The organism is Porphyrobacter sp. YT40 (assembly GCF_006542605.1).
GTDB lineage: Bacteria > Pseudomonadota > Alphaproteobacteria > Sphingomonadales > Sphingomonadaceae > Erythrobacter.
Genome location: NZ_CP041222.1, coordinates 1,679,732 through 1,703,386, shown reverse-complemented (window position 1 = coordinate 1,703,386; position 23,655 = coordinate 1,679,732). Strand labels below are relative to the sequence as shown.

The window sequence follows — 23,655 nt, the reverse complement described above, 5'->3', positions numbered from 1 at the left end:
CGTCAGTCCTTCACGTATTCATCAATAACCGCTGCCCCGCCGTCCGGCAGGTCCGCGTTGCCGGGTGCGCCCCGGCCTGTCTCTTGCGTCGCGTTCGCCCGCTCCGTCCCGGCGTAGTGCACCAGCCGGGACACCGCCTGAAGCACGCGCTCTGCGGCGCGCATGTCGCCGGGATGGCCGGCAACGCCCAGGTGGACCACATTGTCGCGGCCCAATGCCACAGACAGCGCGGTGCGGTCTAGGGGCAAGACCTGCCCGGTCAGGCCCGAGCCTTCGGCATCGGTGCCAACGCGCCACGCCTGATCGAGCTTGCGCCGCCCGTCGGCGCTGCTGTCGGCCGCGTACAGCAGTACCGCGATCCGGCCAGAGCGCGCCTGTTCCTCGATCCGGGCCGAGCCCAGCACGATATTGCCGGAACGCAGTTCAAGCCCCAGCCGGTCGCCCAGATGGCGCGCCAGCGCGGCCTCGATCCGCGCGGGCAGGTCTTCGGGGATGGTGAGAGGCGCACCCTTGAAAGCGCGCATCAGGGCTTTCTTCAGATGGCCATCGGCGAGCGCTTCTTCAAGCGCGGAGCGGGTCACCCCGATCCACGCGCCCCGCCCCGGTGCCTTGGCCCCGGCATCGGGCAGCACGAGCCCGTCGGGCGAAATCGCCAGACGCACGAGGCTGTCCCGCGCCGAGGTGTCCCCGGAGAGGATGCAGCGCCGCTCGCTCTCCGCCTTGGCGGAGGGCGACGGCTCGGCGATGTCGGACGTCAGGCGCTCATTGGGTGGAGTCCGCATGGGCGGCCTCCTCGGTCGGCTCTTCGTCCGCGAACCAGTGTGCGCGTGCAGCCATGATGATTTCGTTGCCCTGCTCTTCCGAGAGGCCATATTCACCCAGCACGCCGCCCTTGTCGGTTTCGCGCTGCGGACGACGCTGCGGCGGACCGTCGGCATTGTTCCGGCGGCGCGGCGCTTCGCGCTTCTTGGCGATCAGCTCATCGGTGGCGAGATCGGCGAGATCGTCGAGCGTCTTGATCCCCGCCTTGCCGAGCGTGACCAGCATCGCTTCGGTGAGGTGCGGAATCTCGGCGAGCGCATCTTCCACGCCCAGACCACGACGCACTTCGCGGTGCGCGGCTTCCTGCCGTTCGAGCGCTTCAAGCGCACGGCTCTGAAGTTCCTCGGCGAGTTCCTCGTCGAAGCCTTCGATGGTGGCGAGTTCGGCGAGGTCGACGTAAGCCACTTCCTCCAGCTCGGCGAAGCCTTCGGCCACCAGCAGCTGCGACAGCGTCTCGTCGACGTCGAGCTCTTCCTCGAACATCTTGGAACGCTCGGCGAATTCCTTGGAGCGCTTCTCGGAAGCTTCTTCCTCGGTCATGATGTCGATCTGGTGGCCGGTGAGCTGGCTCGCCAGACGCACGTTCTGACCACGGCGACCGATCGCCAGCGACAGCTGATCGTCGGGCACCACCACTTCGATGCGGCCATCATCTTCATCGAGCACGACGCGGCTGACCGTGGCAGGCTGGAGCGCGTTGACGACAAAGGTCGCGGTGTCTTCGCTCCAGGGGATGATGTCGATCTTCTCGCCCTGCAGTTCCTGCACCACCGCCTGCACGCGGCTGCCCTTCATGCCGACGCAGGCGCCGACCGGGTCAATCGAGCTGTCGCGGCTGATCACGCCGATCTTGGCGCGGCTGCCCGGATCGCGGGCGGCGGCCTTGATCTCGATGATGTTGTCGTAGATTTCGGGCACTTCCTGCGCGAACAGCTTCTTCATGAAGTCGGGGTGTGCGCGGCTGAGGAAGATCTGCGGGCCGCGGTTGTTGCGCTCCACCTTGGTGATGAGCGCGCGGACGCGCTCCCCGGTGCGGGCGGCTTCGCGCGGAATCTGCTGGTCGCGGCGGATCACGCCTTCGGCACGGCCGAGGTTGACGATCACATGGCCGAATTCGACCGACTTGATGACGCCGGTGATGACTTCGCCCTGACGGTCCTTGAACTCTTCATACTGGCGCTCACGCTCGGCATCGCGGACCTTCTGGAAGATCACCTGCTTCGCCGACTGCGCGTCGATACGGCCGAGATCGACCGGCGGCAGCGGATCGACGATGAAGTCACCGACCTTGGCGCCGGGCTGCAGCTTTTCGGCCTGCTTGAGGTCGACCTGCTTGAAGTAGTCCTCGACCTCTTCGACCACTTCGACCACGCGCCACAGCGTCAGATCGCCGGTCAGCGGATCGAGCTTGGCGCGGATGTCGTTTTCCGCGCCGTAGCGGTTGCGCGCGGATTTCTGGATCGCTTCTTCCATCGCCTCGATGACGATCGCCTTGTCGATCATCTTTTCCGAGGCGACCGCGTTGGCGATCGCAAGCAGTTCGGCCTTGTTGGCGGAAATGGCACTCATCAGTCTTCTGCCTTCTCTGAATCTGTGTCTTCGATGAGTTCGTCGGCACCGCTGGTATCCAGCGGGCGGGTGGCGGCGATCAGCGCGTCGGTAAGGACGAGCTTCGCGGAATGAATATCTGCAAGCGGCAGGCGGACATCGCCCGCCTTAACTTCCTTGACGAGGACCATACCATCCTCGAGCCCGCCGAGCACGCCCTTGTTGACGCGCTGGCCTTCATAGGCCTTGTCCATCACGATGCGGACTTCGTGGCCCGCCCAGTTCGCGAAATCCTTCTCGCGGGTCAGCGGACGGTCGATGCCGGGCGAACTGACTTCGAGGTGGTAGGCCCCTTCGATCAGCACTTCGCCCGCTTCCTCGGCCGCGTCGATCACGTCCGACACGCGGCGCGAAAGCGCAGCACACTGGTCGATCACCAGCTGGCCGGTCGCCGGGTCTTCGGCCATGATCTGCAAGGCCATGCCGCCATCGCCGGCTTCGGAGGGCAGCATCGCCACGCGCACCAGTTCAAACCCCAGGGCCGTGGCCTCGGGTTCGATCAACTGGGTCAGGCGGGCGATATCGGCCATTCATGCTCCGTAGCGAATCGGCAGTGCGGCAACGCGGTTTCGGGCCGGCCCCCGGAGGCGCCAGCACCCTAACCTTGTCGCGACAATGTCGGGATTGGCGGCTCAGTTAGTCGCTCGGGCCGGATTTGGCAAGAGCGAACCTCGCGCCCCACCTGGCCGATGCGCTCAGGCCGCGCCGGTCACCCAGCGCCGCACATGATCGCGCAGCGCCGCATGCTCGCGCTCCGGCAAGGTCTCCGCATGGCGGCGCACCCGCAGCACCGCTTCTCGGGCAAGCAGGTCGTCGAACATTACCCCGTTCACCCCGCCGCCCCGCCCGGGCACGTATCGCACCGCCTCGCCGAATATCTGCAATCCGGCAACCTCGAGATAGCCTGCCGCCCCGTGGGCAAGCGGCTCTGCCATCGCGATCCGCGCGCCGGTTGAGGACAGGTCGATCAACACGCAGTCATGCGTTCCCTCGACACTGATGAAGCGCGCGGGGATCGACAGCCGCAGGCGCGCGGCAGAGCGGCGGCCCACCGGCGGGACAGGATCGGATGCAGGGTTGCGAGGCTCCGGCATGGGTTCCGGTTTGTCGCCAGGCAGGTGACGGTCGCGCGAAACGCAGCCTCGGGTTGTCTACCTAAGCGCCCGCCTCAGGCGTCGACCCCGGCCTCGTCCTGCCCCTCCATCAGCGCATGCTTGCGGATGCAGTGGCGCAGCTGGTCGTAGGTGAGGCCGAGCGCCTTGGCGGTCTGCCGCTGGTTCCAGCGGTGCTTGCCCAGCGCGTGGGCCAGAATCGCGCGCTCATGGGCATCGACCGCGGCGCGCAGGTCTTCGATCGTGTCGAAATTGACGCTTGCCGGCGCGCTCGCCGATGGGCCACCCGGCGCAGGAGCGGCATGGGCAGCGGGGGCGCTGCTGCGACGATGCTCGGGCGGACGCGGGCGCCAAGGGCTATCGAAAGGGTCGAACTGGACATGCGCGATCGGCATGTCGGGCACGTCCCAGCGATAGACTGCGCGCTCCACCACATTGCGAAGCTCGCGCACATTGCCGGGCCAGAGATGCTCTTCCAGCGCGTCCATCACATGCGGCGCGAAACCCGGCCAGCGGTCCCAGTCGAGCTCGGCCGCCATGCGCCGCCCGAAATATTCGGCCAGCACGCCGATATCGCCTTCGCGCACCCGCAACGGCGGGAGCGTGATGACCTCGAAGCTGAGCCGGTCGAGCAGGTCGGCGCGGAACTCTCCGGAGGCGGCGAGCGCGGGCAGATCATCGTTGGTTGCCGCCACGATCCGCACATCGACCCGGATCGGGCGCGAGGCCCCGATGCGGGTCACTTCGCCATATTCGACCGCGCGCAGCAGCCGCTCCTGCGCGCCCATGGAGAGCGTGCCCAGCTCGTCGAGGAACAGCGTGCCGCGGTCGGCTTCCTCGAAGCGGCCCGCGCGCGCCTTGGTCGCGCCAGTGAAGGCGCCCGCCTCGTGCCCGAACAGCTCGGCCTCTATCAGGGTTTCGGGCAGCGCCGCGCAGTTCATGGTGACCAGCGGTTCGTCCCACCGGGTCGAGAGACGATGGAGGCGTTCGGCGATCAGTTCCTTGCCCGTCCCGCGCTCGCCGATCACCAGCACCGGCCGGTTCATGGCAGCCGCGCGCGAGGCCCGTTCGACCGCGTCGAGAAAGGCCCCGGATTGGCCGATGAACTGGCTCTCGAACTTCATGCCCGAACTTATAGTGAAAATCCCCAATCCTTGGCAATAGAGACCAACACTCTTACCCCGAGAGCCTGCAAAAATGGCAGATTTCCGCCATTTTCGCGGTTTGGCACGGCCCGTGCAAAATCACCGGCAACACCACGAACACACTTGGGGAGGCCCACAATGATCAACCGCACCGCCGCCAATGCCAGCTTCTGGAACAGCAAGCTCGGCCACGCCGCGCTGGCCAGCATCGCCGCAATGGTGATGATGATCGCGCTGTCCTCGCAGCTTCAGCCGGGTGCCGCCTATGCTGCCCCCGTCGCCCATCCCGTCGGTGCCGCCGACGCGATGATCGAGATCGCCTGAAGTGGCCGACCGCTTTCCCAACCCCCTCGGGCCGGAGCGCCCCCTGCGGGATGTCCCCCCCGCTGACGCTGACCGCACCGCGATGCCCACACGCGCTGCGTTCGACAGCGATGCTCCGGCCCACCTTTCCCCGCTGCTGTCGCCGACCGGATTGTCGCGGCTCGACGCGGAAATCGAGGCCTTGCGCCAGAGCCCCGGCAAGGCGCAGTCTCGGCCCTACACCACCCCCACCCGCGAGGAGCGAGTCGCTCCGCTCGACCGGGTCAATTCGTTTCTCGATGGAGTAGCCTTCATGGGCATTTTCAGCCGAACTCGCGACATTATTGCCGCCAACTTCAACGACATGCTCGACAAGGCGGATGATCCGTCGAAGATGATCCGCATGATCATCCTCGAAATGGAGGAAACTCTGGTCGAAGTCCGCGCCAGCGCGGCGCGCACCATCGCCGACCAGAAGGAAATGCACCGCCACTGCGTGAAGCTCGACCGGCTGCAGGCCGACTGGGCCGAGAAGGCGCAGCTTGCGCTCAGCAAGGACCGCGAAGACCTCGCCCGCGCCGCCCTCGTCGAAAAGAAGAAGGCCGGCGACATGGCCGACCAGCTCAAGGGCGAAATCGCCGTGCTCGACGATGCCCTGCGCGCTTACGAGGAAGATATCGCCAAGCTGCAGCACCGCCTGCGCGAGGCCCGCAGCCGCCAGACCGCGATCGCCGCGCGCCTCGAAAGCGCCGAAAACCGCGTCAAGCTGCGCACCCTGATGAGCACAGAGCGCACCGACGAGGCGCTGGCGCGCTTCGACCAGCTCGAACGCCGCGTCGATTATGCCGAAGGCCGCGCCGATGCGCTGCAGATTGCCGAGAACAAGGCCCCGTCGCTCGCCGATGAAATCGCCGCACTCGCCGGTTCGGACGCGATCGACGATGAACTTGCCGCCATGAAGAAGGCGCTCGGCAAGACCGATCTGGACAAGGGGGAATAAGCCATGGATTTCGAAGTCATCATGGTCGTGGGCATGCTGTTCATCGGCCTGCCCTGGGTGATCCTCCACTACATGACGAAGTGGAAGACCGCCGCCACCATCACCAGCGACGACGAAGTGCTGCTGGAGGAACTCTACAACCTCGCCAAGCGCCTCGATGAACGCATGGACACGGTCGAACGGCTGGTCGCCAGCGACGATCCGGCCTTCACCCCGGCCCGCCGCCTGATCGCCGACCAGGAAAAGGACAACCAGCAGCTGCGCGAACTCGAAGCGCTGCTCGCCGAAAAGAAGGGAACCCGCGCATGAACAGCCCCCGCACCACGCTTTACCGCGACAAGCACAATGCCAAGCTGATGGGTGTCTGCGCAGGGATCGCCGATTACACCGGGATCAATGTCTTCTGGTTCCGGATCGGCATGGTGATCCTGGCGATCACGATGGGCTGGCCGATCCTCGCCTACTTCGTTGCCGGGCTGCTGCTCAACAAGAAGCCGCCCTACCTCTACCGCGACGAAAGCGAGCAGAAATACTGGCAGTCCGTGCGGCAGAGCCCGAAGCGCACCGCCCGCGAAATCCGCGCCAGCTTCCGCGACATCGACCGCCGCCTTGCCGCTGTCGAAGCCCACTACGTCAGCAGCAACCCGCGCCTGACCGCCGAGATCGAGCGGCTGCGCTGAACCAACCAGATTGAAGGGGGAATACCATCATGGAAGGCTACCTGGCTCTCATGATTCCGATCATCGCGCTGACGATCCCGGTGATCGCGCTGTGGACCAAGCACCAGCAGAAGATGGCCGAAATGCAGGTCGGCGCCGCCGCCGAGCAGACCGCCGAAAAGGCCGCGCAATATGTCGGCCAGATCCAGCGGCTCGAAGCCCGCGTCCAGGTGCTCGAACGCATCGTCACCGACCGCGGCTACGATGTCGCCACCCAGATCGAAGCGCTGCGTGACCAGCGCCGGGTCGATGAGGATGCCGCGGGCGTGCCGCTCGGCCTGAACAAGGAGCGCGTGTGATGGAGTTCGGTGGCCCCGCTTTCGTCATTGCCATCATTGCGCTGAGCACCGGTGGCTGGCTCATCAACAACTGGATCCGCGCCAAGCACGGCTATTCGCTCGAGGACGAATGGGGCGGCAAGACCGAGCGTTCGGATACCGCCGAGACCCAGCGTCTCAAGGCCGAGAACAAGGCGTTGCACGACAAGCTCGACGCAATGCAAGACCGCATGATCGTGCTCGAGAAGATTGTCACCGACCGCGGCTATTCGCTCTCCGCCGAGATCGAGGCGCTGCGCGATACCCCGGCCCTGAACAAGGAGCGCGTGTGATGGAAGGCTTCGATGCATTTCTCCCCTATCTCGGCTGGATCATTGCCGGGGCCTTCACCCTCGGCGCGGCCGGGATCGCCGTCTCGTTCCAGACGACACGGATGAAGATCAAGAATGGCTACCCGCTCGAAGGGATGTGGGGCCAGTCGCTGAAGCCCGGCTCCGACAAGCAGACCGCCGAACGCGTGGTGTTGCTGACCCAGGAAAACGCGCAGCTGCGCGCCGAGTTGGGGGCGGTCAAGGATCGGCTGGCCAATGTCGAGCGGATCGTCACCGACGGCGGCTACCACCTCGGCGCCGAGATCGATGCCCTGCGCGACCGTGCGCTCGCCGGTCTCAAGGACAAGGGAGAGGCGTAATGAGCTTCTGGACCGCCGCCGTCATCATCGTCGCGATCTGGGGCCTCGTTCAGATCTATTCGCGCCGCCATGACCGCGAACTCGGCGTGGCCCGCGACCAGGACGGCAACCCGGTTTTCGGCCCTCGTGCGGATGCCCAGACCATGGCCGTGCTCGAAGAGGCCACGGCCGAGATCGCCAACCTCAGGGAACGGGTGAAAGTGCTGGAACGCATCGCCACCGACGCCAACACCGGCGATGCGCGCGAAAGGGCGCGGATCGCTGCCGAGATCGAAGCGCTGCGCGCCCTGCCCGCAGCCATCAAGGAGGAGCAGGCCCAATGACGACTGTCTTTCTCGATCCCACCATCGTGCTGACCGCCGGCCTTCTGGTTGCGGTGATCGTGATCGCGGGCGCCACGTTGCGCGCCTGGCAGGGCTGGCTCGAGTTCAAGCGGCAGGAGCTCGAACGCTCGGGCGGACGGGCCCACGCGGAGGAAGGCTCGGGGCTCGGCACCGCCCGCATCGAGCTCGCCGACCTCAAGGAACGCATCCGCAAGCTTGAAGCCATCGCTAGCGGGGTCGAGCTGTGAGCAGCGCCAAGGACACCGCCACGCAGGCAGGCATCGGCCTCGGCAGCGCGATCGCGGTGGCGATCAGCTGGAGCCTGCACCAGTCGATTATCTGGGCGATCGTCCACGGTTTTCTGGGCTGGCTCTACGTGATCTGGCATGCCTTCACCCGGCCCGGCGGCATCGGCGGGTAATTCCCCCTTCCGTTTCGCGCCCGGTCTGCCTACCTGCGCTGCCATGCGCACGCTTTCCGACATTCTCGAAGAATATGAATTTCTCGACGGCGATGACCGCTACGGCCTGCTGATCGAACTCGGCCGCGCGCTGGAGCCGATGCCCGATGCGCTCAAGACCGATGCGACACTCGTGCGCGGCTGTTCGGCGGCGGTATGGGTCTACCCGGCCGGCACTGACGCAGAGCGGCTGCACTTCCTCGCCGACAGCAACGCCGCGATCACCAAGGGCATCGTCGCCCTCGTCATCGCCGCAGTGCAGGACAAGCCCGCCGCCGAGGTCGCGGCAATGGACGTAATGGGCGCGCTCGCCCCGTTCGACCTGAGAAATCAGCTGTCGAGCAACCGCACCCAGGGCGTGCCCAACATGATCGCGCTGGTAAAAGAGCACGCGGCGAGGCTGGCATCCTGAGTTGCGCAGCCCATGCGGGCTGCAAAATCCTCGCTCACGGGGCCTGAAGGCCCCATCGCTGCGGGCGGCCGGTCGGCCTTGCGGCGCCTTCGGCACCGGTCTTCGCCAAAGGCTCCTCTTGGCTTGGTCTAGATATTCCGCCCGACCACTTCGAATTCGTCGCTGCCCGCGCCCACGGCATCGCGCACCACGGCGACCCCCGCTTCCTTCTGCGCCTTCAGCTCGGCTTTGAGCTTGGCCGGATCGCGCGCGAAGACGAAGCCGAAGCTGACCCCACCTTCCTTGCCGATGGTCGCATGGTGCAGCTTGTGCGCCTGCACCAGCCGCTTGGCGTAGCCCTTGCGCGGCACCCACTTCCAGTAGCGCTGATGGACGAGGCCATCATGCACCAGCGTGTAGATCACCCCGTAGAGCGTGATGCCGACCGCAAACCACCACAGCCAGTCCCAATAGAGCGAGCCGTAGATATACATCGCGGCGTTGATCGTGCCGAAGACCACCGCGAAGAGATCGTTCTTTTCCAGCACGTTGTCGTGCGGCTCGTGATGATCGCGGTGCCACGCCCAGCCCCAGCCGTGCATGATGTACTTGTGCGCGTACCACGCGAAAAGCTCCATCCCGATCAGCGAGGACATGACGGTCAGAAATATTTCGAGCCAGCTCATGCGGGCACCTTTGCGGTCAGTTCAGGCTCACTCACATCGTCACGCCCCACCCCGGCCCGGCGCGCGGCGGGAAGCGCCCACCACGGCACGTCGGGGCGGCGGTGATGTTCGAGATGATAGCCGAAATGGAAGCACGAAGCGAGGCTCGCCAGCGTGCCGAAATCCTCGGAGCGGGTGTTGTGGCGGTCGGCAAAGGCGCCTGCCTCCTCGCCGGTCATGTGCCGGTGCGGGCGAAAGGTGCCGAAGTAGAACAGCTGGAGCGACGATCCCAGCGCCGGAAGGCCATAGAGCAGCACGATCTGCACCATCGGAATGTCCAGCACCAGCCAGTAGATGCCGACCACGGTGTGCACGAACAGGAGCGAGCGCCAGCCGAAATAGCGCCGGAAGAAGGTGCCGTACCAGCGCCAGAAATTGTCCGGGTGATGCTCGTCGAAATCGGGATCGCCCGCGCGGCCCGCCAGCTTGTGATGCGCGAAATGCGCGTCCCGCAGCTGCTTCCACGCAAAGCCCGCATAAAGCGCCAGCAGCACCGCGCCGATCGCGCCGTTGGTGCGCGGATGGCCCGGCACCAGACTGCCGTGCATCGCATCGTGGCAGACGATGAACACCCCGACGCTGAGCCAGCACTGCACCGCCGCAACGGCGAGCGCGAGCGGCCAGTTGCTCCAGCTGATTTCGAAGACAAACATCCCCCAGACGTGGATCGCCAGCCAGCTCCCGGCGATAGCGAGCGCCAGCGCAAGACCGGCAGCGCGCTGGAAACCACGCTCGGGAAGGGCGAAATGCGGGTTCATGCCGAAAGGATTACGCGCGCAACGACCATGGGGATGCGTATAGGCTTGCAGCGGAAAACGGCAATTGCGTTTCGCGGCAACGCCACACCGCACGCCTGTTGGAGACACATGAGACACTGTCCAGAAGAAGAACTTCTGCTTGCAGGACGACAGCGAAGGCAAGAGCTGAGGGAGAGGCGGAACGCGACATCCCCGGTATCCTAGCGCATTGCCGAAGGTGTAGGAAACAACCGCATGCCGCATGCGATAGCCTGTAATTGTCCCTATGCCGATCGTCCTGCTGCTTCAGATGTCGGCGTTACAATCGTTAGTGGATCGAATTGCATTTGATATGGGGAAAGGGTTTTCGCTCGAAGCCGGACGGACAGATTAAACGCAAATTTTCGCTTTCTGCCGCTCTGTTCGGAATTTGCGCCGGACACCATCGGGTGAGCGCTCGCCCTGAAGTTCAAGTGTCACATCGGTTCCGGCTTATGAAAGCCAATGGAGCATCATCCAATGACGACTCACGGACACTTGGCCACACGGCTGGACTACTATGGGATCGAAGCCCATGACGCCGACTTCAAAGGCGTAGCACAAGCGATCGAACGGTACATCGAGCCGGCACTTTCGGACTTTTACGACGAGGTGAAAGCCCGAGGGGATCTGGCCGGAAAATTCACCGATGCCGCGTCGATGGCACGGGCGCGCAGCGCCCAGGCACGACATTGGAAGGGCGCATTCACCGAGGGGCTGGGCGACGATTTCCTCAAGCGGTCGAACCACATTGGCGGTGTTCACGCGCGTATCGGACTGGATCCCACGTGGTACATCGGGAGCTATGCCCGCATTCTCAACGATCTGCTGCTGCACATGGTCGCACCCGGATGGCGGCGTTACCTGCCGTGGAAGCGTGCAAGGGCGCGGCGGATCGCTGCTTTGGTCAAGGTCTCGCTGCTTGATATGGACATCGCGCTGTCATCCTATTTCACCGATGTCAGCCGCAAGGTGAATGCGCTCAACACCGTGCTGGGTGATGCGCTGGCGAAGCTGGCGGATGGCAAGCTGAACATCAGCGAAGTCGACCTGCCCCCCGAATATGCCCGGGTCGCCGCCGATTTCAATTCGACCGTCGCTTCGCTTCACGACACTATCAGCACGGTGGTGGGCGGCGTGAACGCCATCTCTGCTGGTTCGAACGAAATACGCAGCGCGTCCGACGATCTTGCCCGCCGGACCGAGGAGCAGGCTGCCAATCTCGAGGAAGCGGCGGCATCCGTTGCCAAGGTGCTGGATCAGGTCAGGCAGACCCGCGAAGAGGCCAGTGTCGTCCGGCGCACCATCCACCAAAGCAATGCGACTGCCGGCGAAGGGTCCGTGATCGTCAGCCAGGCGGCTCAGGCGATGGACCAGATCGAACGGTCCAGTCAGGACATCGCGAATATCGTCGGCGTGATCGAAAGCATCGCCTTTCAGACCAACCTTCTCGCCCTCAACGCCGGTGTTGAGGCCGCGCGTGCGGGTGAAAGCGGCCGGGGCTTTGCGGTGGTTGCCAGCGAAGTCCGCGCACTTGCCCTGCGTTGCTCGACGTCTGCGGAAGAAATCAGGAATCTGGTCGCAGGCACGAGCGAGCATGTTTCCTCAGGCGTCAATCTGGTCACCCAGAGCGGCCGCGCCTTCGCCGCCATCGCCGATGCGATTGCCAGCCTGACGTCCGCCGCCGAAAGCATTGCCGCTTCGACCGAGTCCCAGTCGGAAAGTCTTGCGCACATCAATAAGGTCGTAGGCGACATTGACCGTTCGACCCAGCAGAACGCGGCGATGGCGGAAGAATGCACCGCAGCCGCAGTTTCGCTCGCACAGGAGGCCAACCAGTTGCGCAGCACGGTCGGATCGTTCGAGGTCGATGGCGTTGGCACTGGTGATCTTGCGTCATGGCGCCCCGCCATCGAACGGCAACACGAAGGGCGCCGCGCAGGCCACCAGTCTTTGCCGAAGCTGGCGGCGTCGGGCTAGCGCCCCAGGGCCGATGGGTTATCCGGCCAGCCGGAACGGGAGGCTTGCGTTCCCCCGCCCTTCACTCCCCCTTGGGGAAGAAGAATTCCCGCAGATGTTCGCCGATGCGCGCGGGGCGCAGGGTCCGGGAATCGATGCAGCACCAGGACGATTGCACCTCGGCCAGCACCTCCTCGCCGCGCTTGATGAGCGTGGAATAGAACGCGCGCGCGCCGTTGAAACGTTCGAGCACGGTCTGCGCGATCACGTCGTCATCGAGGAAGGCGGGCTTGCGATAGGTGATCTCGTGCTTGAGCGCGACCCATGCCTTGCTGGCAATATCCTCTGCCGGGGCGAGGTTGTTCCAGTGCGCCAGCACCGCGTCCTGAACCCAGTTCAGATAGCGCGCATTGTTGACGTGACCCATGAAGTCGATGTCAGCCGGTTCGACCGTGATCGGGTGTACGAAGGCAGGCGAGGGAGATTCGTTTGCTGACATGGCTGTAAGCTAGCGCAAGATTATGACAAATTCCACTACGCTCCGCACGGAAAACGCCGCAATCTTGCCACGGCTCGGCAAAGATGATTAGGGGGCGTGACAAAGGGGCACCACCCCTCCCCCTCGGAAGATGGATCCCGCAATGGCCAGCCGCCCCCGCACGCTCTACGAAAAGATCTGGGACGCGCACGTTGTCGAGATGCGCGACGATGGCACCGCGCTGATCTACATCGACCGCCATCTGGTGCACGAAGTCACCAGCCCGCAGGCGTTCGAAGCGCTGAAGGTGGCAGGCCGCCCGGTGCGGCGGCCCGAATTGACGTTGGCGGTGCCCGATCACAACTTGCCAACCACGCAGCGGTTGGACGCGAAGGGCGCGCCCGTCCCCATCGCCGACCCGGAGAGCGCCGCGCAGCTCGCCGCGCTCGAGGTGAACGCGCCGGCCTTCGGTATCCGCTATATCCCCGCCACGGCACGCGAGCAGGGGATCGTCCATGTGGTCGGCCCCGAACAGGGCTTCTCGCTCCCCGGCACCACGATCGTTTGCGGAGATTCGCACACCGCCTGCCACGGCGGTCTCGGCGCGCTTGCCTTCGGAATCGGCACCAGCGAGGTGGAGCACGTATTGGCGACACAGACGCTGCTGCTTCAGCAGTCACGCCCGATGGAAGTGCGGGTCGAGGGCGATCTCGGCCCCGGCGTCAGCGCCAAGGATCTGATCCTCCACATCATCGGCAGGATCGGTGCGGCGGGAGGCTCTGGTTACGTGATCGAATACCGCGGCAAGGTGTTCGAGCAGATGACTGTCGAGGAGCGGCTCACCGTCTGCAACATGAGCATCGAGGCGGGCGCGCGTGCCGGGCTGATCGCGCCGGACGAGGTGACCTTCGCCTATCTCAAGGGCCGCCCAATGGCACCCAAGGGCGTGGAGTGGGACGCGGCGGTCGCCTATTGGCGCACGCTCCGTTCGGACGAGGGCGCGGTCTTCGCCAAGAGCGTGACGATCAACGCCGCCGATGTCGAACCCAGCGTCACCTGGGGCACCTCGCCCGAGGATGTGGTGCCTATCGGCGGGCGCGTGCCGCACCCCGAGGATTTCGCCGACGAGAGCAAGCGCGTCGCCGCACAGAAGAGCCTCGACTACATGGGCCTCACCCCGGGCACCCCGATGACCGAAGTTCCGATCGAGAACGTTTTCATCGGCTCGTGCACCAACAGCCGCATCGAAGACCTTCGCGCCGCTGCCGCGATCCTCAAAGGCCGCCGCAAGGCCGACAACGTGCGCTGGGCGATTGTCGTGCCCGGATCGGGTCTGGTGAAAGCCATGGCCGAGGAAGAGGGCCTTGACCGGATCTTCACCGAAGCAGGCTTCGAATGGCGCGAGCCGGGCTGTTCGGCCTGCCTCGGCATGAACCCCGACAAGGTGCCGCCGGGCGAACGCTGCGCCTCGACGTCAAATCGCAATTTCGTCGGGCGGCAGGGGCCGGGTGCGAGGACGCATCTCGTCTCGCCCGCCATGGCCGCCGCCGCCGCAGTCACCGGGCGGCTCGCCGATGTGCGCGCGCTGGTGTGACGCCAGCCCCTTGAAACCACCGCCCGCGAGGCGCATGGAATTCTCATGACCGACAAGCCCAAGAACAACACCGCCCGCAACGCCGCGATTGCCGCGGCAGGCGCCATCGGATCGGCTGCCATTGCCGCCGCGCTCATGTATGCCGGCAAGCGCAAGAAGAAGTCGAACGAGCCGACCCAGCCCGGCACCATCCCCTCGGGCGAGCCGCCCGAAACCGACTGAGGACAGCCGATGCAGCCGCTCACCCGCGTCGAAGGCCGCGCCATTCCGCTTGGCCTCAAGAATGTCGACACCGACATCATCATCCCGGCCAAGTGGCTCAAGACCATCAGCCGCGAAGGATTGGGCGCGGGCGCGTTCGAGGTGCTGCGGGCGGAGCCGGGCAACGTGTTTGACGATCCCGTCTACAAGGGCGCGCCGATCCTGATCGCGGGCGACAATTACGGCTGCGGTTCCAGCCGCGAACACGCCGCCTGGGCGATGCTCGATCTCGGCATCCGCGTGGTGATCGCGCCGAGCTTTTCGGACATCCATTCGGGCAACGCGGTCAAGAACGGGATCCTGCCCGTGGTGCTGCCGCAGGACGCGGTCGACCGGCTGCTCGAGGTCGCGCGTGAGGGGCTGGAGATCACGGTCGATCTCGAAGCCCAGACCGTCACCACCCCCTATCAGGATCGCTTCACCTTCGATATCGACCCGTTCCGCAAGCATTGCCTGCTGAACGGGCTCGACGAGGTCGGCCTGACCATGGCGCGGGGCGAGGCCATCGGCGGCTTCGAGGCGCAGCGCACCGCCGCCCAGCCGTGGCTGATGCGCGGCACCGCCGCCGCCTGACACGAAAGCAATTGGGAGAGACACAATGAAAGCCATTCGCACCCACCAGACCGGCGGGCCCGAAACCCTGACGCTCGACGAAATCGGCGCGCCCACCCCCGGCGCGGGCGAAGTGCTCGTCGCGGTCAAGGCCTGCGCGATCAACTATCCCGATGGGCTGATCATCCGCGACATGTACCAGTTCAAGCCCGCCCGCCCCTTCTCGCCCGGCGGCGAGATCAGCGGCGTGGTCGAGGCCGTGGGCGAAGGTGTCGAAGGCTTCGCCGTGGGTGACCGCGTGCTGGCCGGGATCGGCAATGGGGGCCTTGCGGAAAAGGTCGTCGTGGCGGCGGGCCGGATGTTCAAGGTGCCCGACGGCGTGCCCTTCGAAAAGGCTGCCAGCCTGCTGATGACCTACGGCACAACCATCCACGGCCTCAAGGATCGCGGGCATATCAAGGCAGGCGACACCGTGCTGATCCTCGGCGCGGCGGGCGGCGTAGGGCTTTCCGCGATCGAGCTTTCCAAGGCCTTCGGCGCTCGCGTGGTCGCGGCCGTCTCGTCCGAAGCCAAGGGCGACGTCGCGCGCAAGGCCGGTGCCGACGAAGTGGTGATCTACCCGCGCGAAGCGATGGACAAGGAAGCCTCCAAGGCGCTGGCCGAAGCCTTCAAGAAGGCCTGCGGGCCCGAGGGCGCGAACATCGTCTACGACATCGTCGGCGGGCAATATTCCGAACCCGCACTGCGCGCGATTGCGTGGGAAGGCCGCTTCCTGGTGGTCGGTTTCCCGGCGGGAATCGCCAAGATGCCGCTCAATCTCACCCTGCTGAAGTCCTGCGACATCTGCGGCGTGTTCTGGGGCGCCTTCACCGCGCGCGATCCCAAGGGCTTCCACGCGCAGGTGAACGAGCTGTTCGACTTGATGCGCGAAGGCAAGATCGACCCGCTCGTCAGCGAAACCTTCCCGCTCGAACGCGCGGGCGATGCCATCGCAAAGCTCGAAGCGCGCGAGGCGGTCGGTAAACTCGTGGTGACGATGGATTAGGTGCTCATGCGCGCGGCTTCCCGCTTGAAGCCGCGCGCCGCCCCCTCTATCGCTGCCCCAAGGATCGTATCCGAAGGGACACACAGCACATGACCGATTTCAAGGACCGCGAACGCGCCGAGGAGGCCCATTTCGCGCTCGAGGGCGAGACCGCCTTCCGCATCGCCGCACGCCGCAACAAGCTGCTGGGCGAATGGGCGGCCGGCCTGATGAACCTCACGCCGGAAGAAACCGACGCTTACCGCAAGGCGGTGGTGCAGGCCGATTTCGAGGAATCGGGCGATGAGGATGTCGTGCGCAAGCTGCTGGGCGATCTCACCGCCGCGCAGACCGACATCACCGAGGCCGATATCCGCGCCAAGCTTGAAGACATGACGGTCGAGGCGCGCCGCCAGCTGTTCGGCGAGGTCTGAGCCATGCCGATGACGGCGACCCAGATCGAGGACGCGATCCTCGCCGCCCTGCCCGGCGCGACAGTGGAACTGCGCGATCTGGCGGGTGACGACGATCACTGGGCCGCCACCGTCACTGCCCCGCAATTCGCCGGGCTCAGCCGCGTCGCGCAGCACAAGCTGGTCTATAACGCGCTCGGCGGGCGGATGGGCGGGGTGCTGCATGCCTTGCAAGTCACCACCGTGGTTCCCAAGTAACGCGCAGCCAAACACTCATTGCCAAGGGGCAATCAACCAATGTCCGACGCCAATTCCCGCATTTCCGATCTCGTCACCAGCAATGACGTGGTGCTGTTCATGAAGGGCACCCCGCTGTTCCCGCAATGCGGCTTTTCCAGCCGCGCGGTGGCGATCCTCGATCACTGCGGCGTTGCCTATGAAAGCGTCGACGTGTTGCAGGACATGGAAATCCGTCAGGGCATCAAGGCCTTTTCCGACTGGCCGACGATCCCGCAGCTCTACGTGAAGGGCGAATTCGTCGGCGGCAGCGACATCATGATGGAGATGTTCGAGGCGGGCGAATTGCAGCAGCTGATGGATCAGAGCGGGGTAAAGACTGCCTGATTTTGCGAACGCGCCTCCGCGCGTTCGTCCTCGTCTTTTGTTTGAGCCCTCAAACGCCGGGCGGCGGACATCCGTCCGCCTTGGCTTCCGCGCCATAAGGCGCGACGGCCGGTCGGCCTTGCGGTCGCTATGCGACCGACGTTATCACAAGAGTGAGCCGAAGTGCCGATCGGCCCGTAGGGCCGCAAGCGCGACCGCGCGCCCGGAGGGGTGGCCCCGCAGGGGCCGGGCCCCCGGAGGATAGCCAAGCGGGCCGGATGGCCCACGCCGGCGCTTGAGGCCCCAAAAGAAAAAGCGCTCCGCAGGACCAGTGCGAAGCGCTTTTTGTTTTTCGCGGTTGGCGCAACCCGGAGACCAGGAAGGGTCGCGCCTCGCGTCGAAGACCATTTGGGACCGCCACACACTATGCACAGCGCGTGCCAAACTCGAAAAACCAAGGAAATCCGCCATTTTTCCTGTTCGGCCCGGGTGTCACAAGGAGCCATGTGTAAAGCAGCCCGACACATCCTCACCCGTCTCGGACGATGAAGCGGCAGGTTCGCGCCTTGGCTCTTGGCAAGGGCGTGCCGCAGGGCCATTCTTTGCCGCAATGACCAGCGATTCCGGCCGAGAGGGCATTCCTGCCGCCACCATCATCATCTTCCGCAACGCGCCCGACGGGGCCGCGCCGGAGGTGCTGATGACCGTGCGTTCGCGTGAGTTGACCTTCGCGGGCGGGATGGCGGTGTTTCCCGGCGGGCGGGTCGATCCGGCGGATTATGCGCTGGGCGAGACGGTCGCCGCCAAAGCGGGCCTCTCCCCCGATGAAGCCGCGCACCAGATCGCCGCGGTGCGCGAGACGCTGGAGGAGACCGGCCTCGCGCTCGGCCTCAAGGGCGACATCACCGCCGCCAGCGCCACCGCCGCGCGCGCGATGTTGGCCGAAACCGGCGCGCTCGCTCCGGTGCTCGATGCTTTCGGCTGGCAGCTCGATCTCGCGCAGATCACCCCCTTTGCGCGCTGGTTTCCCAAGAACGAGAACATCGCGCGGGTCTATGACACGCGCTTCTACCTCGCCAATCTCGGCACCGGCGATGTCGACGTCTCGATCGACCATGCCGAGAACACCCGCCTGTTCTGGACCTCGGCGCAAGGCGCGCTCGATGCGGCGGCGCGCGGCGAGATCAAGCTGATCTTCCCCACCCGCCGCAATCTCGAACGGCTGGCACTGTTCGCCAGCTACGAGGAAGCGCGCGCGCAGGCCGAGGCGATCCCGGTGCGCACGATCATGCCGCAGGTGGTCGAAGAAGGCGGGCAATCCTGGCTGACGATCCTCGGCGATGCAGGCTATCCGGTGACCGCCGAACTGCTGGAGAACGTCGCGCGCGGATAAGTCCATCGAATCGCGGATAGGCGTGCGGCAACGAATGGTATCGCTATCATTTCAACCCTCTGCGTCCTGCATTCGTATTTTCAGCGCGCTTACTCCGTTGTTTCCAAGAGTTTTTGGTGGATTGCCGCGCCAGCGACGGACGACACTCCCGCGCAGCCGCATTGACTTCGCGGGAGAGTTTTTCCAACATTGATGTTAGCGTTAGCAAAGAAGCGCAGGCACGGCGGGCATCGCCGCTACGGGAGAGGGACATGACAGGCCATTCGGGTCGCACGCAGCTGCGCCTTGTTGCAGGATTGCTGGCTGCGGCGAGCATCGCTCCGGCCGCGCTGGCCGAAACGGCACCAGCCACAGCCGAAGCGCCGGGCACGGCCCATCCCGAGCTCTGGCCCGCCTACACCTACCCCGTCCCCACCCGCCCCGAGGCGGAGGCGCGCATCGCCGATCTGATCGCGCGCATGACGATCGAAGAGAAGGTCGGCCAACTGGTGCAGGCCGATCTGTGCTGTGTCACGCCGGAGGATTTCCGCAAGTACAAGCTCGGCTCGCTGCTGGTCGGCGGCAATTCCGGGCCCAACGGCAACGATCTCTCGCCCGCGCCCGACTGGCTGAAGGCGGCGGATGATTTCTACCTCGCCTCGGTCGACCGTTCGGACGGCGGGGTCGGCATCCCGATGATCTGGGGCACCGACGCGGTCCACGGCCATTCGAACATCATCGGGGCGACGATCTTCCCGCACAATATCGGCCTCGGCGCGATGCGCGACCCTGCGCTGATCGAGAAGATCGGCGCGGTCACCGCCAAGGAAATCCGCGTCACCGGGCAGGAATGGACCTTCGCGCCCACCGTCGCGGTGCCGCAGGATTTCCGCTGGGGCCGTGCCTATGAAGGCTATTCGTCCGATCCCGAACTGGTCGCTTCCTATGTCGGCGCGATGGTGCGCGGGCTGCAGGGCGCGCCCGACAATGACGACCTTCTCGCCGGGCCCTACGTGATCGCCTCGACCAAGCACTTCCTTGCCGATGGCGGCACCGACCGGGGCGTCGATCAGGGCGACAGCTCGATCAGCGAGGAGGCTCTGCGCGACATTCACGGGAAGCCCTATGGCCCCGCGATCGCCGAGGGTGTCTCGACTGTAATGGTCAGCTTTTCGAGCTGGCAGGGGGTCAAGATGACCGGTAACCGCTCGCTGGTGACGGGCGTGCTCAAGGAGCGGATGGACTTCGGGGGTTTCGTGGTGTCGGACTGGAACGCCCACGGACAGGTCGCAGGCTGCACCAACGAGGCCTGCCCGCAGGCGCTGATGGCGGGGGTCGACATGTACATGGCGCCCGATACGTGGAAGCCGATCTACGAGGATCTGCTGGCGCGCGCCAAGGCAGGCACGATCCCCATGGCCCGGATCGACGAGGCGGTGGCGCGGATCCTGCGCGTGAAGGAACGGCTCGGGCTGTTCGAGGCGGGCAAGCCGTCCGACCGGGCTTTCTCCGGCCAGTACGAGCTGCTCGGCGCGCCCGAACACCGCGCCGTGGCGCGCGAGGCGGTGAGGAAGTCGCTGGTGCTGCTCAAGAACCAGGGCATTCTCCCGCTCGCGCCGGGCAAGCGGCTGCTGGTCGCAGGCGACGGGGCGGACGATATCGCACGCCAATCGGGCGGGTGGACGCTGACCTGGCAGGGCACGGGGGTGGACAACAGCCACTTCCCCGGCGCGACCTCGATCTGGAGCGGGTTGAAGCAGGCCGTGGAAGCGGGCGGCGGCAGCGCGGTGCTCTCCCCCGATGGCAGCTATGCCGAGAAGCCGGATGCGGCGGTGGTGGTGTTCGGCGAGACGCCCTATGCCGAGTTTCAGGGCGACCGCGCCGCGCTGGTGCTCGATCCCGAACTGACAGCGCCGTTTAAGACGATGGAAAAGCTCAAGGCCGAGGGCGTTCCGGTGATTGCGGTGATGATCACCGGACGGCCGCTTTATGTGAACCCCGCATTGAACGCCGCTGACGCCTTCGTGGTGGCATGGCTGCCGGGGAGCGAGGGCGGCGGGGTCGCCGATGTGCTGGTGGGCGACAGCGCGGGAAGCCCGCGGTTCGACTTCACCGGCACATTGCCGGCCGCCTGGCCGCGCACCGCGCTGCTGGAGGAAGGCGCGCTGTTCCCGTTCGGTTATGGCCTCACTTACAACAGCCCGCAATCCGCGTGGCACCCCTTGCCGACGCAATCGCTGGCTGAAGCGCTGGCGCAGGCCGGGGACAGCCGCCTGTGGTTCAACGCCGGAAATCCGGCGGCGCGCTGGTCGCTGTGGGTCGCGGGGGAAGGCGGCGAGGTCGAAACCCGCGTCACCACTCTCCCTGCCGATGCGCTCGGCGGGCGGGCGCGGGTGACGGCGGAAAACTTCAAGGTGCAGGAAGGCGCGCGCCGCTTCGCCATCGCGGGCGGCAAGGCGAGCGTGCAGCTTGGCAATCTCGACCCTGTCGACGTGGCGCGCGAGACCAATGGCGATGTCATGGTGCTGGTGACGATGCGGGTGTGGGATGCCCCCGCGACCGCGCGGATCGGGGCGCGCGGGCCGGGAAGCGAAGGCTACGCCGCCGTCACCCTTCCCGCGACCGAAGGCTATGTGCGTTACGGCCTGCCGCTCAAGTGCTTGAGGGACAAGGGCGCTGACGTGACCGGGCTCGACCGGCCCTTCGTGCTCGAAACCGAGGGCCGCGCCGATTTCGCCATCGCCGAAGTGCGCTTGGGCAGCGATGCAGAGCAGGTCTTGCCGTGCCGCTGACCTGCTGACCGGGGATCAAGAGGCAGGCCGGACAAGCGGCTGCCGCAAGGGAGAGAGAGATGAACCGCAGACTGCTCACCGCATTGATGCCGCTGGCCGCGATCACGCTGGCGCCGCTCGCCCCGTCCGCCGCTGCGGCACAGGCCGTGCCTGCCGCCAAGCCCCTGCCGGTGGGCACCTGCATCAATATGGGCAACACGCTCGAACCGCCGACCGAGGGCGCGTGGGGCGGCAAGCCCGCCAGCAAGGCCGATTTCGCGCGGATCAAGGCGGCGGGCTTCGACACCGTGCGCATCCCCGTGCGCTGGCACAACAAGTCCTCCGACAAACCGCCCTACACCGTCGATCCCGACTGGATGGCGCGGGTGCAGCAGATCGTCGACTGGGCGCTGGCCGAAGATCTCAACGTCATCCTCAACAGCCACCACTTCGACCCGATCCACGACGACCCGCTTGCCACCGCTGCCTGGCATGGCGGGGTGTGGAAGCAGATCGCCGAACGCTTCAATGGCTATCCCGAGGACACACTCTGGTTCGAGCTCGAGAACGAGCCGCACAAGAACTTCAATCACACCAACCTGCTCGCCACCCTCGCCCCGGCGCTGGCCGAGGTGCGCAAGCTCCATCCCACCCGCGCGGTGATCATCGGAGGGGAGAACTGGAGCGGGATCAAGTCGCTCGAAACCCTGCCGCTGCCGGATGACCGCAACATCCACCCGACATTCCACTATTACGACCCCTTCGCCTACACCCACCAAGGGGCGGAATGGACCAAGCCCGACATGCCGCCGGTGGGCCGCAGCTTCCCCACCGCTGAAGACCGCGCGCAGCTGGAGCGCGACGTCGCAGCGATCCGCGCCTATATCGCGCGCACCGGCAAGACCCCGTTCATGGGCGAGGTGGGTGCCTATGATGCGCATATCCCGCTCGCCGACCGGGTGACCTATCACCGCATGATCACCGAGGCCTTCGCCCCCACCGGGATCGGCGTGTGCGTGTGGGCCTACGCCAACACCTTCCCCTTCTACGACGCCGACAAGCGCCGCTGGCTGCCGGGGATGCGCGGCGCATTGGGGCTGAAGGAACAGGACTGACACTGAGGAGACCGGGATGATGATCCGCCACACTCTCGCGCTTTGCACCGGCACCGCGCTGCTCGCCCTTGCCGCCCCCGCCGCAGCCCAACTGCCGCCCGAACTCGCCGCCTTCGATGAACAGGTGCCGGGCCACCTCATCAACGATCCCACCCGGATCGACTGGGCGAGCTACGGCGACAATTACGAGACAAACGGGCGGCAGGCAGCCGATATTCCCGGCGGCGGTGCGGCGCGGGTGTTCGACGTGAAGGCCAAGGGCGCCTTTCCCTACACCGTCGCCGCCAACGTGCCGCTGCTCGCCGAGATCAAGTCGGGCGATCAAGTGACGGTCGGCTTTTACGCCCGCGTCGTCAGCACCGAACGCAGCGACGGCAAGGGGATCATCGGCGTGCGCTTTCAGGAGAACGCTGCGCCCTATGGCGGGTTCGGCGACAGCAACGTGCTCGTCGGCAGCGAATGGGAATGGTACGAAGTCACCGCCCGCGCCGACAAGCGCATCCGCAAGGCCGATGCCATCGTGGCGCTGCAACTGGCGGGGGCCCGTCAGCAGATCGAGATCGGACAGACCGTGGTGGTCAGGGGTTCGCCGACCATCATCGCCAAGCAGACCGCACCGGCAGCGCCCGCTCCCAGCCTCAAGGACCCGGCCAGCATCGAAATGCCCGATGCGCTGCGCAGCGCCGGCCAGCTGGTCAACGATCCCACCAACCGCGCCTGGGCCAATGGCGGCACGGCGGGGCGCTGGGAGGCGCTCGACGTGCCCGAAATCTGGCTCCAGAAAGCGACCCGCTTCACCACCACGCAGGTCGGCGAGAACCGCTGGGATCTGACCACCGCGATCCCGATCCTGCCCGAGGTGAAGGAAGGCGACACCTTCACCGTCGCCGTGGTCGCGCGCACGATCAGCGCCCAGACCGACGACGGCAAGGGCTTGATCTACGCCCGGATGCAGAGCGCGACCCCGCCTTACGAGGGCTTCGGCGACAAGGTCTTCAAGATCGGCGACAAGTGGCAGATGGTGAACCTGCCCTTCACCGCCACGCGCGGCTTCGGCGCGGGCGATGCGACGGTCACGCTGCACTTTGCTGGTGCAGCGCAGAACGTCGAGGTGGGGCCGGTCTACATCTTCAAGACCAATTGAGGACGGTCAGCGGCCC

31 protein-coding genes are annotated in these 23,655 nt (G+C 65.8%); 23 read left to right on the top strand and 8 right to left on the bottom strand.

What is annotated here, in order from left to right; all coding sequences use genetic code 11:
• Positions 1-2: 2 nt before the first annotated feature.
• The 5 genes from E2E27_RS07925 to pspF all read right to left on the bottom strand — a co-directional run bounded on the left by E2E27_RS07925 (position 3) and on the right by pspF (position 4,666).
• A complete protein-coding gene (locus E2E27_RS07925; protein WP_141458436.1) occupies positions 3-782 on the bottom strand; it encodes a DUF448 domain-containing protein in 780 nt (259 codons plus the stop codon).
• Positions 763-2,394 (bottom strand): transcription termination factor NusA, encoded by a 1,632-nt coding sequence (gene nusA / locus E2E27_RS07920; protein ID WP_141458435.1) that lies wholly within the window; start codon positions 2,392-2,394, stop codon positions 763-765. The genes E2E27_RS07925 and nusA overlap by 20 nt, the downstream gene beginning before the upstream one ends.
• Positions 2,391-2,960, bottom strand: coding sequence for a ribosome maturation protein RimP (gene rimP, locus E2E27_RS07915; RefSeq protein WP_141458434.1), 570 nt, complete (start codon positions 2,958-2,960; stop codon positions 2,391-2,393). Before rimP ends, nusA begins: the two co-directional genes overlap by 4 nt.
• A gap of 165 nt (positions 2,961-3,125) precedes the next feature.
• Positions 3,126-3,524 carry a PilZ domain-containing protein gene (locus E2E27_RS07910; RefSeq protein ID WP_141458433.1) on the bottom strand — a complete coding sequence of 133 codons (399 nt, stop codon included), beginning with the start codon at positions 3,522-3,524 and terminating at the stop codon, positions 3,126-3,128.
• Between the two features lie 74 nt (positions 3,525-3,598).
• Positions 3,599-4,666, bottom strand: a complete 1,068-nt coding sequence (gene pspF / locus E2E27_RS07905; protein WP_141458432.1) for a phage shock protein operon transcriptional activator — start codon at positions 4,664-4,666, stop codon at positions 3,599-3,601.
• Between the two features lie 159 nt (positions 4,667-4,825).
• Here pspF and E2E27_RS07900 point away from each other — a divergent pair, with 159 nt between their 5' ends.
• From E2E27_RS07900 to E2E27_RS07855, 11 genes are all read left to right on the top strand, one after another.
• Positions 4,826-5,011, top strand: a complete 186-nt coding sequence (locus E2E27_RS07900) for a hypothetical protein (RefSeq protein ID WP_141458431.1) — start codon at positions 4,826-4,828, stop codon at positions 5,009-5,011.
• A gap of 82 nt (positions 5,012-5,093) precedes the next feature.
• The gene (gene pspA, locus E2E27_RS07895) at positions 5,094-5,990 is read left to right on the top strand and encodes a phage shock protein PspA (RefSeq protein WP_502705537.1); all 897 of its coding nucleotides are present in this window, start codon (positions 5,094-5,096) and stop codon (positions 5,988-5,990) included.
• A gap of 3 nt (positions 5,991-5,993) precedes the next feature.
• The gene (gene pspB, locus E2E27_RS07890; RefSeq protein WP_141458430.1) at positions 5,994-6,299 is read left to right on the top strand and encodes an envelope stress response membrane protein PspB; all 306 of its coding nucleotides are present in this window, start codon (positions 5,994-5,996) and stop codon (positions 6,297-6,299) included.
• Positions 6,296-6,670: an envelope stress response membrane protein PspC gene (pspC, locus tag E2E27_RS07885; protein WP_141458429.1), complete on the top strand. Its 375-nt coding sequence runs from the start codon at positions 6,296-6,298 to the stop codon at positions 6,668-6,670. Before pspB ends, pspC begins: the two co-directional genes overlap by 4 nt.
• A 29-nt stretch (positions 6,671-6,699) precedes the next feature.
• On the top strand, positions 6,700-7,008 hold the full coding sequence (locus E2E27_RS07880) for a hypothetical protein (RefSeq protein WP_141458428.1): 309 nt from the start codon (positions 6,700-6,702) through the stop codon (positions 7,006-7,008).
• A complete protein-coding gene (locus E2E27_RS07875; protein WP_141458427.1) occupies positions 7,008-7,319 on the top strand; it encodes a hypothetical protein in 312 nt (103 codons plus the stop codon). Before E2E27_RS07880 ends, E2E27_RS07875 begins: the two co-directional genes overlap by 1 nt.
• On the top strand, positions 7,319-7,678 hold the full coding sequence (locus E2E27_RS07870; RefSeq protein ID WP_141458426.1) for a hypothetical protein: 360 nt from the start codon (positions 7,319-7,321) through the stop codon (positions 7,676-7,678). The genes E2E27_RS07875 and E2E27_RS07870 overlap by 1 nt, the downstream gene beginning before the upstream one ends.
• Positions 7,678-8,001, top strand: coding sequence for a hypothetical protein (locus tag E2E27_RS07865; protein ID WP_141458425.1), 324 nt, complete (start codon positions 7,678-7,680; stop codon positions 7,999-8,001). The genes E2E27_RS07870 and E2E27_RS07865 overlap by 1 nt, the downstream gene beginning before the upstream one ends.
• Positions 7,998-8,249 (top strand): hypothetical protein, encoded by a 252-nt coding sequence (locus E2E27_RS07860; protein ID WP_141458424.1) that lies wholly within the window; start codon positions 7,998-8,000, stop codon positions 8,247-8,249. Before E2E27_RS07865 ends, E2E27_RS07860 begins: the two co-directional genes overlap by 4 nt.
• Entirely contained in the window at positions 8,246-8,422 is a 177-nt protein-coding gene (locus E2E27_RS18710; protein WP_181443624.1) for a hypothetical protein, read from the top strand. The genes E2E27_RS07860 and E2E27_RS18710 overlap by 4 nt, the downstream gene beginning before the upstream one ends.
• A gap of 43 nt (positions 8,423-8,465) precedes the next feature.
• Positions 8,466-8,873, top strand: coding sequence for a SufE family protein (locus tag E2E27_RS07855; protein ID WP_141458423.1), 408 nt, complete (start codon positions 8,466-8,468; stop codon positions 8,871-8,873).
• A 128-nt stretch (positions 8,874-9,001) separates the two neighbouring features.
• On the opposite strand, the gene E2E27_RS07850 is transcribed toward E2E27_RS07855, so the two are convergent.
• Together E2E27_RS07850 and E2E27_RS07845 are read right to left on the bottom strand one after the other, a co-directional pair.
• Positions 9,002-9,538 (bottom strand): sterol desaturase family protein, encoded by a 537-nt coding sequence (locus E2E27_RS07850; RefSeq protein ID WP_141458422.1) that lies wholly within the window; start codon positions 9,536-9,538, stop codon positions 9,002-9,004.
• Complete coding sequence (locus tag E2E27_RS07845) at positions 9,535-10,335, bottom strand: fatty acid desaturase (RefSeq protein WP_141458421.1); 801 nt, start codon at positions 10,333-10,335, stop codon at positions 9,535-9,537. The genes E2E27_RS07850 and E2E27_RS07845 overlap by 4 nt, the downstream gene beginning before the upstream one ends.
• 516 nt (positions 10,336-10,851) lie before the next feature.
• Here E2E27_RS07845 and E2E27_RS07840 point away from each other — a divergent pair.
• Complete coding sequence (locus E2E27_RS07840) at positions 10,852-12,333, top strand: globin-coupled sensor protein (protein WP_181443623.1); 1,482 nt, start codon at positions 10,852-10,854, stop codon at positions 12,331-12,333.
• A gap of 61 nt (positions 12,334-12,394) precedes the next feature.
• Here E2E27_RS07840 and E2E27_RS07835 read toward each other — a convergent pair whose 3' ends face one another.
• The gene (locus tag E2E27_RS07835) at positions 12,395-12,811 is read right to left on the bottom strand and encodes an acyl-CoA thioesterase (RefSeq protein ID WP_141458419.1); all 417 of its coding nucleotides are present in this window, start codon (positions 12,809-12,811) and stop codon (positions 12,395-12,397) included.
• Between the two features lie 142 nt (positions 12,812-12,953).
• Here E2E27_RS07835 and leuC point away from each other — a divergent pair, with 142 nt between their 5' ends.
• The 11 genes from leuC (at position 12,954) to E2E27_RS07780 (ending at position 23,639) form a co-directional block, all read left to right on the top strand.
• Complete coding sequence (gene leuC / locus E2E27_RS07830; RefSeq protein WP_141458418.1) at positions 12,954-14,384, top strand: 3-isopropylmalate dehydratase large subunit; 1,431 nt, start codon at positions 12,954-12,956, stop codon at positions 14,382-14,384.
• A gap of 45 nt (positions 14,385-14,429) precedes the next feature.
• Positions 14,430-14,606 carry an isopropylmalate isomerase gene (locus E2E27_RS07825; RefSeq protein ID WP_141458417.1) on the top strand — a complete coding sequence of 59 codons (177 nt, stop codon included), beginning with the start codon at positions 14,430-14,432 and terminating at the stop codon, positions 14,604-14,606.
• A 9-nt stretch (positions 14,607-14,615) separates the two neighbouring features.
• Positions 14,616-15,218, top strand: coding sequence for a 3-isopropylmalate dehydratase small subunit (leuD, locus tag E2E27_RS07820; protein WP_141458416.1), 603 nt, complete (start codon positions 14,616-14,618; stop codon positions 15,216-15,218).
• Positions 15,219-15,243: 25 nt separating this feature from the next.
• Complete coding sequence (locus E2E27_RS07815) at positions 15,244-16,242, top strand: NADPH:quinone oxidoreductase family protein (protein ID WP_141458415.1); 999 nt, start codon at positions 15,244-15,246, stop codon at positions 16,240-16,242.
• 89 nt (positions 16,243-16,331) lie between these two features.
• Positions 16,332-16,655, top strand: coding sequence for a DUF1476 domain-containing protein (locus E2E27_RS07810; RefSeq protein ID WP_086608827.1), 324 nt, complete (start codon positions 16,332-16,334; stop codon positions 16,653-16,655).
• Positions 16,656-16,658: 3 nt separating this feature from the next.
• Complete coding sequence (locus E2E27_RS07805) at positions 16,659-16,892, top strand: BolA/IbaG family iron-sulfur metabolism protein (protein WP_141458414.1); 234 nt, start codon at positions 16,659-16,661, stop codon at positions 16,890-16,892.
• A 39-nt stretch (positions 16,893-16,931) separates the two neighbouring features.
• Positions 16,932-17,258 carry a Grx4 family monothiol glutaredoxin gene (grxD, locus tag E2E27_RS07800; RefSeq protein ID WP_141458413.1) on the top strand — a complete coding sequence of 109 codons (327 nt, stop codon included), beginning with the start codon at positions 16,932-16,934 and terminating at the stop codon, positions 17,256-17,258.
• A 589-nt stretch (positions 17,259-17,847) separates the two neighbouring features.
• Positions 17,848-18,630, top strand: coding sequence for an NUDIX hydrolase (locus tag E2E27_RS07795; protein ID WP_141458412.1), 783 nt, complete (start codon positions 17,848-17,850; stop codon positions 18,628-18,630).
• A gap of 251 nt (positions 18,631-18,881) precedes the next feature.
• Positions 18,882-21,401 (top strand): glycoside hydrolase family 3 protein, encoded by a 2,520-nt coding sequence (locus tag E2E27_RS07790; RefSeq protein WP_141458411.1) that lies wholly within the window; start codon positions 18,882-18,884, stop codon positions 21,399-21,401.
• Positions 21,402-21,460: 59 nt separating this feature from the next.
• Positions 21,461-22,495 carry a glycoside hydrolase family 5 protein gene (locus E2E27_RS07785; RefSeq protein ID WP_141458410.1) on the top strand — a complete coding sequence of 345 codons (1,035 nt, stop codon included), beginning with the start codon at positions 21,461-21,463 and terminating at the stop codon, positions 22,493-22,495.
• 16 nt (positions 22,496-22,511) lie between these two features.
• Positions 22,512-23,639, top strand: a complete 1,128-nt coding sequence (locus tag E2E27_RS07780; protein WP_141458409.1) for a hypothetical protein — start codon at positions 22,512-22,514, stop codon at positions 23,637-23,639.
• The last annotated feature ends 16 nt before the right edge of the window (positions 23,640-23,655 follow it).